Source organism: Thauera sp. JM12B12 (genome assembly GCF_039614725.1).
GTDB lineage: Bacteria > Pseudomonadota > Gammaproteobacteria > Burkholderiales > Rhodocyclaceae > Thauera.
Window position 1 is genome coordinate 1,823,958 of the sequence record NZ_CP154859.1, and the last position, 12,947, is coordinate 1,836,904.

Sequence of the window (12,947 nt, forward strand, 5' to 3'; positions counted from 1 at the left end):
CCGCCCGCTATCGTCGGATCGACGCATGGCTGCCTTTCTCGCATCGGTTGACGCCGGTGCGCGTGGCTTCTTCGGCGCACCAGGCGATGATGGCGGTTCGAACCCGCGGGTCGGAGAGGCCGGCGCCGCCGGGCTGACAGGCGATGCCGCCACGGCGCTCGGTCTCGATGGCGCACCATTCCTCGATCAGTGCGTCGAAGTGGGTCGCCAGCGCATCGCCCTCCGCTTCCTGCCATTCGTCATCGGGCTCGTCGCGCTGATCGGCGTCGCCGGGTTCGAACACGTTCGCCGGAATGGCCACCGGGCCCTCGAAGCGCACCACCTTCGACCGGTTCACCACGATTCGGCGGCCGTCGACAACGCCGCCGTATTCGCCGCTCAGGCTCTCGTCGATGGGCATGCCGATGCCCTCCCGCAGCACGCAGCTGTGGCGCTCGACCGGGGAGCGGGTGTGGCGCCAGCGGCATGCCCTGCCGGCGATGCGATCGTCCTCGAGTCCCGGCGTGTCGGCCATCGTGACTTCGGTGCCGCGCATCCGCGGTGGAACCAGCTGATCGAGGGAGAACGCCTGCCGCAGCAGGCCGATCGTCTCGCCATCGAGATGAGGCTGCGTGAGCCGGCGCCAGGGTTGGGGACCGCGCGCGGGGTCGACCTCATGCGTGAACACGGTCCGTGTCCTGTCGTCGAAATGCGTGATCCGGGTGATCTCGCGATAGCGCAGTTCGACATGGCATTCCGATAGCGTCACGGGTTCGCTGTACCGCGTGTATTCCGAGGATCGGCGCAGGCCGGGATGGTGGTACTCGACGATCTCCGCGTCGGTGGCCGTGCCGATGTCGCCGACCAGCCGGAACGGAATGCCCTTCGCGATGCAGCCGGCCCGCTGCGCGTGGACCGCCTGCTGCCAGACCTCCTTCAGGTAGGGCGAGTCGCCCTCGCGACGGATCTCGTAGCCGCCCTCGACCGCACCGGCGGCTGCGGCGCTGCCGGCTGCGAGCAGCAGAGCGGCAGCGAGCAGGGCGTCGAAGCGGCCGGAGCGGGACGCGCAGGAGGCAGGCCGGAAGAGATCTCGGGGAAAGTAGCCGGTCATGGGAGCTGGGCGCTGCCTTGGCGCAGTTGGGCCTGGGCACGGGCCGCGGCGGACACCGGGGCGAGGCGCGCCTGCCAGTAAGGGTTGAACAGGCTGCCGAGCTCGCTGCGCCCGGGCTCGAGCGTGTTGCCGGCGTCGGGGCGCTCGAAGAAGACTTCCACGCTCGCGATTGCGGCGCTGTATCCGCCGATCATCGCGCCGTCGAACAGGCGCAGCCGTCCGTCGGGCCTGACGCTGCTCGATCCGCCCGAGAAGCGTTGATCGGCGCTCGCCTTGGTGACGCGGATGGTGAGCCGCGTCCTGGGGTCGTCCAGGTCGAGCGCGCGTGGCGACAGCGCGCGGAAGGTGGGAATGGCGCCCCCGCCCAGGGTCGGGGGCACGAACCCCCGGGCGAGCCCTGCGGGGCTGTCGGCAAGTGCGCTCGCGCGCGGATTGGTGCTGCGCGAACCGCCGTAGCCGTAGGCACGCTCGGGCAGTTCGTCGGCGGATGCGGCCGAGCCGTAACCGATTGGCCGCTCGCTGCGCCGGCAACGCCAGCGGCGGACGCGGTGGTGATGTGCCGACAGGGTGTCCATGGACTTCCAGCCGTCGACGAGGTCGATCAGCTCGGTACTGCCGCGCTTGCGCAGCTCGATGCCGTTGCACAGCACGACGAGGCCGAAGTTCCAGTTGCGAGTTCGCAGGAAAGCCTCGCGGCTGTGATCGACCACGGCGCCCATGCGCCGGCGTTCCTCACGGGTCGAGCGGGCGGCGGTGAAGCCCGCGAGGTCGTCGTCGATCGGCACGGGGTCGACCACTGCGCGGGGGTCGTTCTCCCTCGCCACGCGTTGCATCAGGGCAAGGCGGCTCGCGACCGCGGCCCCGTCGCCCGGTCCGTGCATCAGCTGCTGCGACAGCGCCAGCGCCTGGATGGCGGCGTCATGACGCGCGACCGCGCCGGCCAGTAGCGGCGTGACGCGGTCCATCTCGGTCTCGACGTGTCGCATCCCCTCGGCGAGGGTGTTGCCCACCCCCGGGATGAGATAGAGGTAAGGGCGAATCGCCGCCGCCGAGGTGCCCATGTATTTCATCCACGACGCCAGCCCGACCGCCTGACCGATGGCGATCTCGTTGGCAATGATGGCGCGGTTGGCGTAGGCGTCGTAATTGAGCATGCGGGCGGTGTGCACGCCGGCGCTGTAGGCGACCGCGTCGGCGGTGTTGGTGAGGCGCAGCTTTTCCTGTACGAGCTGGCCGCCGTTGAACATGTAGAGCAGGGTCGCCGCGACCGCGAGCAGCAGGACGAGCGTCAGGGGCAGGATCTGTCCCCGCTGCCGGCGTCGATCGAATCCGCGCATCGCCCGCGCTGGCTGCTGGTGTGGTGGATGACGAGCGTGCGCGACCGCGGCTCGCTTACTTGCCGACCTGGTTCACGTAGGCGTCGAGCGTCTGCTTCTGGTCGCCGACGGTCCTGGCCTTGTCGGAGGCGGTTTGCGCCGCGTTCTTGGCGGTGGTGCCGTCCTTGCCGGAGAGTTCCTGCGCGATCGCGGCGGTCTGGTTGCGGACCGTCTGCCCGAAATACTGGTAAACCGCGATCGCGGCGACGGCGATCATCGCGACGATGATGATGTACTCGGTCATGCCCTGACCGCGCTGGTTCTGCCGCTGGGTGCTGCGCCGTGCTGTCGACATGATCGTGCCGTCCGTTGATGAAGATGGCATGATGATGTCAAATGAAAAATGCATAGTCAATATGCAATTAGCCTTTTGCCGATGGCGTGGGGGCAGGCTTGCCCGCGAATGCCGCAGGAGCAGGCGCCCCCCTCGCGGGCAAGCCCGCTCCCACGGAGCTTGCGCCCACTGGCACGCGAGCTGCCGGCAACGAAAAAGCCCGCTGCAGGTTCGCTGCAGCGGGCTTCGGGGTGGGTGACGTCTCGGAAGAGGCGGTCAGCGCGCGATCGGCTTGTAGCGGATCCGTTTCGGCTTGGCGCCTTCCTCACCGAGGCGCTTCTTCTTGTCCTCTTCGTATTCCTGGTAGTTGCCGGCGAAGAAGGTCCACTGCGAGTCGCCCTCGGCCGCCAGGATGTGGGTGCAGATGCGGTCGAGGAACCAGCGGTCGTGCGAGATCACCAGCGCGCAGCCGGCGAACTCGAGCAGCGCGTCTTCGAGCGCGCGCAGGGTCTCGACGTCGAGGTCGTTCGAGGGTTCGTCGAGCAGCAGCACGTTGCCGCCCTGGATCAGGGTCTTGGCGAGATGCAGGCGCCCACGCTCGCCGCCGGAGAGGTTGCCGACGATCTTCTGCTGGTCGCCGCCCTTGAAGTTGAAGCGGCCGATGTAGGCACGGCTGGGCATCTCGAAGCGGCCCACGGTGAGCACGTCGGCGCCGTCGGCGATGGCGTCGAACACCGTCTTGTCGTTGGCCAGGCCCTCGCGGGTCTGGTCGACGGCGGCGATCTTGACCGTCTGGCCGATCTCGACCGTGCCGGCGTCCGGCTGGTCGCGGCCCTCGATCATCTTGAACAGGGTCGATTTACCGGCGCCGTTGGGGCCGATGATGCCGACGATGGCGCCCGGCGGGATGCTGAAGCTGACGTTGTCCATGAGCAGCTTGTCGCCGAAGGCCTTGCTGACGTTGTGGAACTCGATGACTTTGTCGCCCAGGCGCTCGCCGGGCGGGATGAAGATCTCCTGGGTCTCGTTGCGGCGCTGGTACTCGACGCTCGCCATTTCCTCGTAGCGGGCGAGGCGGGCCTTCGACTTGGCCTGGCGCGCCTTGGGGTTGGAGCGTGCCCACTCCAGCTCGGTCTTCATCGCCTTCTGGTGCGCGGCTTCCTGCTTGGCTTCCTGCGCCAGGCGCTCGCCCTTCTGTTCCAGCCAGGACGAGTAGTTGCCCTTCCAGGGGATGCCGTGGCCGCGGTCGAGTTCGAGGATCCACTCGGCGGCGTTGTCGAGGAAGTAGCGGTCGTGGGTGACGGCCACCACGGTGCCGGGGAAGCGGGTGAGGAACTGCTCCAGCCACTCGACCGATTCGGCGTCGAGGTGGTTGGTGGGTTCGTCGAGCAGCAGCATGTCGGGCTTGGACAGCAGCAGCTTGCACAGCGCCACGCGGCGCTTCTCGCCGCCCGACAGATTGCCGATGACGGCGTCCCAGGGCGGCAGGCGCAGCGCGTCGGCGGCGATCTCCATCTGAGTCTCGACGTCGCTGCCCGCGGTGGCCAGGATGTTCTCGTACTTGGCCTGCTCCTCGGCGAGCTTGTCGAAGTCGGCATCCGGTTCGGCGTAGGCGGCGTAGATCTCGTCGAGCTTCTGGCGCGCCTCCATGATCTCGCCCAGGCCGGCCTCGACCTCGTCCTTGACGGTCTTGGCGGGGTCGAGCTCCGGTTCCTGCGGCAGGTAGCCGATGCGCTGGCCGGCGAGCCACTGCACCTCGCCGTCGTATTCCTTGTCCACGCCGGCCATGATGCGCAGCACGGTGGACTTGCCCGAGCCGTTGAGGCCGAGCAGGCCGATCTTGGCGCCGGGGAAGAAGGAAAGGGAAATGTCCTTGATGATCTGACGCTTGGGCGGAACGATCTTGCTCACGCGCAGCATCGACATGACGTATTGGGCCACTACGGGTACCTCGTTGGCGGTGTTCGGTGGGGCGGAAAAGGCGGAAGTCTACCCGAGTGGGCGGCGGCGGGCACGCATCGAACTTGCGGTTAGCCGAATGGGGTATTACCCTGCGCCGACGTGTAAGAACTGCAGGATGGAGGGAACGACATGCACACCACACTGACGAGCAAGGGGCAGGTGACGATCCCCAAGCACATCCGCGACGCGCTGCATCTCGAGCCCGGCTGCGCGATCGAGTTCCGCATCAATCGCGAGGGCGAGGTCGTCCTGACGCGCCCCGGTGAAATAAGAGACGAGGATGATCGCTTCGAGCGCATGCGCGGCAAGGCCGACGTCAAGTGGCGGACGGATGACCTGATGGCCTTGCTGCGCGGCGACGACTGATGCTGCTTGTCGACACCAATGTGCTCATCGATGTGCTGGAAGACGATCCGCAGTGGGCGGATTGGTCCATCGACATGCTGCGTCGGCAGTCGCAGGTGCATCGTCTTGCGATCAACCCCATCATCTATGCCGAACTTTCCTTGACCTTCTCGACCGTCGAGGCGCTGGATGAGGCGGTCACGGATTTCGGCGTCGAAGTGGTCGAGATCCCCAGGCCGGCGCTCTTTCTCGCGGGCAAGGCCTTCGTCGCCTATCGCCGTAACGGCGGCCGGCGGACCAACGTGCTGGCCGATTTCCTCATCGGCGCGCATGCAGCGGTCGAAGGCTGGCCAATCCTTACGCGCGATGCGCGCAAGTACCGTCAGTATTTTCCGTTAGTCGAGCTTGTGACGCCTTGAGTCGTGTCGGGGCTTTAAGCCCCCGCGTTGACGCACGCGCATCCAGGCCTGCGCGCGCGGCCTGCTTCCCTACAGCATCCCCTCGATATCCTTCACCAGCTCCTCCGGCGTGGTCGTTGGCGCGTAGCGTTCGATCCGCTCACCGTCGCGGCTCACCAGGAACTTGGTGAAGTTCCACTTGATCGCCTCGGTGCCAAGGATGCCCTTGGCGTGCTGTTTCAGATGCTTGTACAGCGGGTGGGCGCCGTCGCCGTTGACCTCGATCTTGGCGAACATCGGGAAGCTGACGCCGTAGTTCTTCGTGCAGAAGGCGCCGATCTCCTCGGCCGTGCCCGATTCCTGGGCGCCGAACTGGTTGCACGGGAAGCCGAGCACCACCACGCCGCGGTCCTTGTAGGTCTGGTACAGCTTCTCGAGGCCGGCGTAATGTGGGGTGAGACCGCACTGGCTGGCGGTGTTGACGATCAGCAGCAGCTTGCCGGCGTATTCGCCGAGCGTGGTGCTGCCGCCGGCGAGGCGTTCGATCTCGATGTCGTAAAGGCTGGCGCTCATGTGTGTTCTCCGGATGCGGGGCGGGCGGGGGGCAGACGCGTTTCGATCTCCGCAGCCGGCACCGGGCGGCCGATGAGGTAGCCCTGCAGCTGGTGGCAGCCTTGTGCGGTAAGGAAGCTGCGCTGGGCCTCCGTCTCCACCCCTTCGGCGATCGCCTCCAGCCCGAGGCTGTGGGCCATGCCGACGATGGCTGCGGCGATCTTGCCTTCGGTGCCTTCGGCGCTGATGCCGCTGACGAAGCTGCGGTCGATCTTGAGCGCATTGACCGGGAACTGGCGAAGGTAGTTCAGCGACGAGTAGCCGGTGCCGAAGTCGTCGATCGACAGCCGCACGCCCATCTCGCGCAGGCGGACCAGGGTGTGGATGGTGCGATCGATGTCGCGCATCAGCATGGTCTCGGTGAGCTCGAGCTCGATCAGGCTGGGCGCGAGCCCGGCGGCGTCGATGGCGCTGGCCACGCGCGATACGAAGTTCTGTTGCCCAAGCTGCTGCGCCGACAGGTTTACCGCGATCGGCACCACGTCGAGCCCGGCCTCGAGCCATGCGCGCTGCTGGCGGCAGGCCTCGTCCAGCACCCACTCGCCGATGGCGTTGATCAGGCCCGTCTCCTCGGCGAGCGGGATGAAGCGCCCGGGCGCGACCATGCCGAGCTCGGGGTGCTGCCAGCGCAGCAGCGCCTCGAGCCCGAGCAGGCGCCCGCTGCGCGCGCAGACCTTCGGCTGGTAGTGCAGCAGCAGTTCGCCGCGCTCGGTGGCGCCGCGCAGCTGGTTCTCGAGCAGCAGCTGCCCGAGCGAGGCGGTGTTCATCTCGGCCGAGTAGAACTCGAAGCCGTTGCGGCCGGCCTCCTTGGCACGGTGCATGGCGGCGTCGGCATTGCGCAGCAGGATCGATCCGCTGCCGCCGTCCTGGTCGTAGAGCGCGATGCCGATGCTTGCGGTGACGGTGATGCGGTGCTCGCCGAGCCGGCAGGGCAGGGCGACGGCATCGAGGATTCTGCGCGCGATCGCGGCCGCGTCCTGCGGATTGCCGGCGTCGGGCAGCACGAACACGAATTCGTCGCCGCTCAGGCGTGCGAGCGTGTCGGTCTCGCTGATCACGCTGCGGCAGCGTTCGGTGATCTGCAGCAGCAGGCCGTCGCCGCTGTCGTGTCCAAGGGTGTCGTTGATGGTCTTGAATCGGTCGAGGTCGAGCAGCAGGACTGCAGCCCCGCGCCGGTCACGGCGCGCCTGCAGCACCACCTGGTGGAGACGGTCGTGCAGCAGCGCGCGGTTGGGCAGGTTGGTGAGCGGGTCGTGGTGCGCCAGGTGCAGGATGCGCGCTTCGGCCTCCTTGCGCTCGGTGATGTCCGAGAAGATGCCGATGTAGTTGAGCAGCTGTCCGTCCATCCCACGCACGGCGGTGATCGACAGCCACTCGGGGTAGATCGAGCCGTTGCGGCGGCGGTTCGAGATCTCGCCCTGCCACTTGCCGCGGCTGTTGATCGCGTTCCACATCTGGCGGTAGAAGCCGGCGTCCTGGCGGCCCGAGTTGAGGATCGCGGGCGAGTGGCCGACGACGTCCTCGGCGCAGTAGCCGGTGATGCGCGTGAAGGCCGGGTTGACGGCGACGATCACGCCCCCGGCATCGGTGATCAGCATGCCCTCGCTGGAGTTGGTGAACACCGTCGCGTAGCGCTGCAGGTCGCCTTCCGCGCGCTGGAGGGCGGTGATTTTTTCGTCCAGCTCGATGTTCGCCTGGGTCACGGCGAGCGTGGTCTTGCGCAGCCGAACCGTCGTCAGCAACAGATAGAGCCCGAGGGCGAGCGCCACGATCACGAGCAGGACGCGATGCGCGTGCATCCGGGCCGTCGCCGCCTCGTAGCCCACTGTGTAGGTGTCGACCAGCACCTCGCCCTGGCGAGCGGTCGGCAGGGCCAGCAAGGCGCGGATCGCCGCGTCGAGATGCGGTTGATGAAGTCGGTCTGCGCTGCTCGACGGAGCGCTGGCGTCGCCCGGGGCCGTCGGCTCGCGTCCCAGCCCCTGGCGCAAGGCGTCGATCAGGGTCTGCCTGCGCGCCTGGAGTTCGACGTAGCGCTCGATCTGCGTGAGCATCCGCATCGTCTCGGCGCCGTCGAGGAAGGTGGGGGTCGCACGCAGCGCCCTGATCAGGCTCTGGAGGCGAGCGGTGCGCGTGTCGACCTCGTCCCAGCTGGGTGCGGCTTCGAGGCGACGCGCGATGACTGCGGTGTCGAGTTCGGCGTCGAGCTGGCGCAGTTCGCGCAGGTCGCGTGCATAGCGCAGATGCTCGCGCGTGGTCACCGCGCCGGCCTCGATGAAGATCCAGCCGATCCCGCCGAGAACGAGCAGCACCAGCACCAGCACGCGGATGCTGGTGGAAGTTCGCAACAGCTGGGTGACGGCGGCGCGCGTCATGACCCGCGCTCAGCGGTCCGGGCGGTCGAGGCGGGGCGGGCGAGACGATGGGGCGAAGGGGCGGCTTTCATCACGGGCCGCGATGCTATCCACGGCCCTTGCCAGACACTTGATCCAGATCAAAGGAACCCGGATAGGACAAGCGCGTGCGGGCCGCCGGCCGTGCTCACTTCTCCACGAAGGCGCGCTCGATCACGTAGTCGCCGGCGACGCCGATGCGCGGCGACATCGCAAAACCGCGGGCGTCGAGCAGGTCGCAGCAATCCTTGTTCATCGCCTGGCTGCCGCAGATCATCACGCGGTCGTGCGCCGGGTCGAGCTGGGGCAGGCCGATGTCGGCGGCGAGCCTGCCCGACTCGATGACGTGGGTGATGCGGCCGGTGTTGCGGAAGGGCTCGCGGGTCACCGTCGGGTAGTAGATGAGCTGCTCGCGCACCTGCTCGCCGAAGAATTCGTTCTGCGGCAGCTCGCGGGTGATGAAGTCGGTATAGGCGAGCTCGGAAACGAAGCGCACGCCATGCACCAGCACCACCTTCTCGAAGCGCTCGTAGGTCTCCGGGTCCTGGATCACGCTCAGGAAAGGCGCCAGCCCGGTGCCGGTGGCGAGCAGGTAGAGGTGCCTGCCCGGGTTGAGGTCATGCAGCACCAGCGTGCCGGTAGGCTTCTTGCTCACCACGATCGGGTCGCCCGGGCGCAGGTGCTGCAGGCGCGAGGTGAGCGGGCCGTCGGGCACCTTGATGCTGAAGAACTCCAGGTGCTCCTCGTAGTTGGGGCTGGCGATGCTGTAGGCGCGGGTGAGCGGCTTGCCGTTGACGTCGAGCCCGATCATCACGAACTGACCGTTCTCGAAGCGCAGGCCGGGGTCGCGGGTGGTGCGGAAGCTGAAGAGGGATTCGTTCCAGTGATGGACGCTGAGTACGCGTTCGGTGACGAGGCTGCTCATGATTTCTCACCTTCGGGGCGGGATGACGGATGGACGGATTCTAGGCATCTCCGTTTAGTGCAATAGTGGATAATATTTCTATCCTTTAACGATTTTGCGAGTATGAGATTCACGCTCCGTCAGATGCAGGTTTTCGTCGAGATCGCCCGCAGCGAGAACGTCTCACGCGCAGCCGAGGCGCTCGCGCTCTCGCAATCTGCGGCCAGCGCGGCGCTGGCCGAGCTGGAGAACCAGTTCGACCAGCAGCTATTCGACCGCAACGGCAAGCGTCTGCGGCTCAATGAACAGGGCAGCCTGTTGCTGCCGCACGCGGTGGAACTGCTCGACCGTGCCGAGGAGATCGAGGCCCTGCTGCGCGGCGAACGCGGTCTGGGCAGCCTGCGCGTGGGCGCCACGCTCACGATCGGCAACTACCTGCTGCCGCTGATCGTCTCGAACTTCCTGCAGGCCCATCCCGAGAGCCGGGTGCGGCTGCAGGTGCACAACACGGCGACCATCGCCGGCATGCTGCGTCATCACGAGATCGACCTCGGGCTGGTCGAGGGGCAGGTCGTGGATGCCGAGCTCGAGGCCGAGCCCTGGGTGGAGGACGAGCTGGTGGTCTTCTGCGCTCCGGGACACCGGCTTGCCCCGCGCGGCCGCGTCGACTTCGCCGAGATCGCCGACCAGCCCTGGATCCTGCGCGAGCGCGGCTCGGGCACGCGCGCCACCTTCGATGCCGCGCTGCGCCAGTGGCCCGGCGGTATCGTGCCACGGCTCGAGCTCGAGCACACGGAGGCCGTCAAGCGGGCGGTGGAGAGCGGGTTGGGGCTGGGCTGCCTGTCCCGGCTGGCGCTGCGCGACGCCTTTCGCCGCGGCAGCCTGGTGGCGCTGGAAACCCCCGGGCTCGACCTGCGCCGCCGCTTCAGCTTCGTCTGGCATCGTGGCAAGTATCACAGCGCGGCGATCCGCCAGTTCCTCGCTGACTGTCGCGCCTTTACCGCCGGCGCGCAGCGCAGCGACCAGATTCCGCTGCCGCCGGTGGCGTGAAGGCCGCATCTTTCGCGGGCGTTCAGGTCGTCGCTGTGGTTGACCTTGTGGGAGCGGGCTTGCCCGCGAAGCGGACGTTCAGGCTGCGCCGCGGCGGCGGAAGTCGCGCAGGCGGAAGCCGAGTGCGAACAGGGTGGCGAAGTAGGCCAGCGCGCCGGCGCCCACCACCACCGCCAGCCGGCCAGCGCGCTCGAGCCCGCCGATCTCGGTCCACAGCGTCGCGGGCCCGCTGGCGAACCACAGCACGCCACCCATCACGGAAAGCGCCACCAGCAGCTTCAGCGCGAACGTGGCCCAACCTTGCTGCGGCACATACACCTTGCGCCTGCGCAGGCCGTGATAGAGCAGCGCCGCGTTCAGGCAGGAGGCCAGCCCGATCGACAGCGCGAGGCCCGCATGGCGCAGCGGCAGGATGAAGGCCAGGTTCATCAACTGCGTGGCGATCAGCGTCACGATCGCGATCTTCACCGGCGTGCGGATGTCCTGGCGGGCGTAGAAGCCCGGTGCCAGCACCTTCACCAGGATCAGCCCGGTGAGCCCCACGCTGTAGGCCACCAGCGCGCTGCGCGTCTGCATGACGTCGGTCGCCGAAAACGCGCCATAGTTGAATAGCGTGGACACCAGCGGTACCGCAAGCAGCGCCAGGCCCAGGGCCGCGGGCAGGGTCAGCAGCAGGGTCAGGCGCAGACCCCAGTCGAGCAGCGACGAGAAGTCGTCCGCCTTGTCGTCGGCGTGCAGCTTCGACAGGCTCGGCAGCAGGATCGTCCCCAGCGCCACGCCCAGCAGACCGGCTGGGAATTCCATCAGCCGGTCGGCGTAGTACAGCCACGACACGCTGCCGCTCTCGAGGAAGGAGGCGAATATGGTGTTGATCAGCAAAGAGATCTGGCTCACCGACACGCCCAGGATCGCGGGCGCCATCAGCTTCATGATGCGGCGCACCCCGGGGTCGGAGAGGTCGAGGTCGAAGCGCGGCAGCATGCCGATCTTCAACAGCGGGCGTATCTGCAGCGCCAGCTGAAGCACGCCACCGAGGAACACCGCCCACGCCAGCGCCAGCACCGGCGGGTCGAAATACGGTACCGCGAATAGCGCCATGCCGATGAATGCCAGGTTGAGCAGCACCGGTGTGAAGGCCGGGATCGCGAACCGGCTCCAGGTGTTGAGGATGCCGCCGGCAAGCGCGACCAGCGACATGAAGAAGATGTAGGGGAAGGTGATGCGGGTGAGCTCGACGGTGAGCTCGAACTTGCCGGGATCGCCCGAAAAGCCCGGCGCCGATATGTAGATGATCAGCGGCGCCGCCAGCGCGCCGAGCGCCGCGACCACCGCTACCACCAGCCCGAGCAGCGTCGCCACGCGGTTGACCAGGGTGTGGGTGGCCTCCTCGCCCTGGCGGTTCTTGTATTCGGCGAGGATGGGCACGAAGGCCTGCGAGAAGGCGCCCTCGGCGAACATCCGGCGCAGCAGGTTGGGCAGGCGGAAGGCGACGAAGAAGGCATCGGTCGCCATGCCGGCCCCGAAGGCGCGCGCGATGACGAAGTCGCGCACGAAGCCGAGGATGCGGGACAGCAGCGTCATGCCGCTGACGGTGGCGAGGGCGCGCAGGAGGTTCATGCCGGTCGGAGGAGGGCGCGCGTCAGGCGCCCGGAAAACGCGAAGCGCGCATCATAGCCGGCTGCTTGAGAGTTCGCTTGCATTCGGCAACGCGTGTCCCTATAATCGCGGACTTTTCTAGAACCACCAATACGGAATTCATATCTATGGCCAACTCGGCACAAGCTCGCAAGCGCGCCCGTCAGGCGACCAAGGCCCGCGCCCACAACGCCAGCCTTCGTTCCCGCCTGCGTACCGCGATCAAGGCCGTGCGCAAGGCCATCGTGGGTGGCGACAAGGCGGCGGCTCAGTCGGTCTTTCGCACCTCGATGAGCACGATCGACAGCATCGCTGACAAGAACATCATCCACAAGAACAAGGCCGCTCGTCACAAGAGCCGCCTGTCGGCTGCCGTAAAGGGCATGGCTGCCTGATTCTTGCTGCAAGATGCCGGTGCCTCGGTGCCGAAAAAACAAGAAAGCGACCCGCGGGTCGCTTTTTTGTTGCCGCGTTGCTCGAATCGCAGATCTGGCAGAACCGCCGTGGGAGCGGCCTTGGCCGCGAAAGGGGCGCTTGACCTTGCGACATTCGCGGTCAAGGCCGCTCCCACAGGCAGTTGCTCCCACGAGTGGGATTGTCGGCGCCCGATCAAAGCGGCGCGTCGCCCATCCACTCGATCTGCAGGTTGTTGTCGTTGGCGAAGTTCACCATGAATTTGTAGGCCAGCGGTTCGACGTCGTAGAGGCGGGCGTCCACCAGCACCGTCTTGTCGCCCTTGAGCGTGCATCCCGGGCGCACGTAGGGCGAATACGTCATCCGGTGGTCGGCGCCGAAGGCGGACATCACGCCGCACAGGCGGTCTGCCCAGTCGCTCGGACGGAATTTCTTCCCCTCCCTCGTGACCCCGACAATGATGAAGTTCTCGATCTTCTGGTTCATGTGTGATGCCT

13 protein-coding genes are annotated in these 12,947 nt (G+C 67.2%); 4 read left to right on the forward strand and 9 right to left on the reverse strand.

Annotation, left to right across the window (positions count from 1 at the left end):
* Positions 1 to 7: 7 nt before the first annotated feature.
* From AAG895_RS08165 to ettA, 4 genes are all read right to left on the reverse strand, one after another.
* Positions 8 to 1,090, reverse strand: coding sequence for a hypothetical protein (locus tag AAG895_RS08165; protein ID WP_345794997.1), 1,083 nt, complete (start codon positions 1,088 to 1,090; stop codon positions 8 to 10).
* Positions 1,087 to 2,427, reverse strand: coding sequence for a pilus assembly protein TadG-related protein (locus AAG895_RS08170; protein ID WP_345794998.1), 1,341 nt, complete (start codon positions 2,425 to 2,427; stop codon positions 1,087 to 1,089). Before AAG895_RS08170 ends, AAG895_RS08165 begins: the two co-directional genes overlap by 4 nt.
* 55 nt (positions 2,428 to 2,482) lie before the next feature.
* A complete protein-coding gene (locus tag AAG895_RS08175) occupies positions 2,483 to 2,761 on the reverse strand; it encodes a hypothetical protein (RefSeq protein ID WP_345794999.1) in 279 nt (92 codons plus the stop codon).
* A 255-nt stretch (positions 2,762 to 3,016) separates the two neighbouring features.
* Positions 3,017 to 4,681 carry an energy-dependent translational throttle protein EttA gene (gene ettA, locus AAG895_RS08180; protein ID WP_345795000.1) on the reverse strand — a complete coding sequence of 555 codons (1,665 nt, stop codon included), beginning with the start codon at positions 4,679 to 4,681 and terminating at the stop codon, positions 3,017 to 3,019.
* A 150-nt stretch (positions 4,682 to 4,831) separates the two neighbouring features.
* Between ettA and AAG895_RS08185 the strand changes: the two genes are divergently transcribed.
* Together AAG895_RS08185 and AAG895_RS08190 are read left to right on the forward strand one after the other, a co-directional pair.
* The gene (locus AAG895_RS08185; protein ID WP_345795001.1) at positions 4,832 to 5,068 is read left to right on the forward strand and encodes a type II toxin-antitoxin system PrlF family antitoxin; all 237 of its coding nucleotides are present in this window, start codon (positions 4,832 to 4,834) and stop codon (positions 5,066 to 5,068) included.
* The gene (locus AAG895_RS08190) at positions 5,068 to 5,466 is read left to right on the forward strand and encodes a type II toxin-antitoxin system VapC family toxin (protein ID WP_345795002.1); all 399 of its coding nucleotides are present in this window, start codon (positions 5,068 to 5,070) and stop codon (positions 5,464 to 5,466) included. The genes AAG895_RS08185 and AAG895_RS08190 overlap by 1 nt, the downstream gene beginning before the upstream one ends.
* Positions 5,467 to 5,535: 69 nt before the next feature.
* Here the strand turns inward: AAG895_RS08190 and AAG895_RS08195 are convergent, their stop codons facing one another.
* The 3 genes from AAG895_RS08195 to AAG895_RS08205 form a co-directional block, all read right to left on the reverse strand.
* Entirely contained in the window at positions 5,536 to 6,018 is a 483-nt protein-coding gene (locus AAG895_RS08195) for a glutathione peroxidase (RefSeq protein ID WP_345795003.1), read from the reverse strand.
* Positions 6,015 to 8,429, reverse strand: a complete 2,415-nt coding sequence (locus AAG895_RS08200) for an EAL domain-containing protein (RefSeq protein ID WP_345795004.1) — start codon at positions 8,427 to 8,429, stop codon at positions 6,015 to 6,017. Before AAG895_RS08200 ends, AAG895_RS08195 begins: the two co-directional genes overlap by 4 nt.
* 166 nt (positions 8,430 to 8,595) lie before the next feature.
* A complete protein-coding gene (locus tag AAG895_RS08205; protein WP_345795005.1) occupies positions 8,596 to 9,372 on the reverse strand; it encodes a ferredoxin--NADP reductase in 777 nt (258 codons plus the stop codon).
* Positions 9,373 to 9,474: 102 nt separating this feature from the next.
* Between AAG895_RS08205 and AAG895_RS08210 the strand changes: the two genes are divergently transcribed.
* Entirely contained in the window at positions 9,475 to 10,401 is a 927-nt protein-coding gene (locus AAG895_RS08210) for a LysR family transcriptional regulator (RefSeq protein WP_345795006.1), read from the forward strand.
* A gap of 78 nt (positions 10,402 to 10,479) precedes the next feature.
* Here AAG895_RS08210 and murJ read toward each other — a convergent pair whose 3' ends face one another.
* Positions 10,480 to 12,018 carry a murein biosynthesis integral membrane protein MurJ gene (gene murJ, locus AAG895_RS08215; RefSeq protein WP_345795007.1) on the reverse strand — a complete coding sequence of 513 codons (1,539 nt, stop codon included), beginning with the start codon at positions 12,016 to 12,018 and terminating at the stop codon, positions 10,480 to 10,482.
* 146 nt (positions 12,019 to 12,164) lie between these two features.
* Here murJ and rpsT point away from each other — a divergent pair, with 146 nt between their 5' ends.
* Positions 12,165 to 12,431: a 30S ribosomal protein S20 gene (rpsT, locus tag AAG895_RS08220; RefSeq protein WP_345795008.1), complete on the forward strand. Its 267-nt coding sequence runs from the start codon at positions 12,165 to 12,167 to the stop codon at positions 12,429 to 12,431.
* 214 nt (positions 12,432 to 12,645) lie between these two features.
* Here the strand turns inward: rpsT and AAG895_RS08225 are convergent, their stop codons facing one another.
* A complete protein-coding gene (locus AAG895_RS08225; RefSeq protein WP_345795009.1) occupies positions 12,646 to 12,936 on the reverse strand; it encodes a DUF3579 domain-containing protein in 291 nt (96 codons plus the stop codon).
* Positions 12,937 to 12,947: the final 11 nt, after the last annotated feature.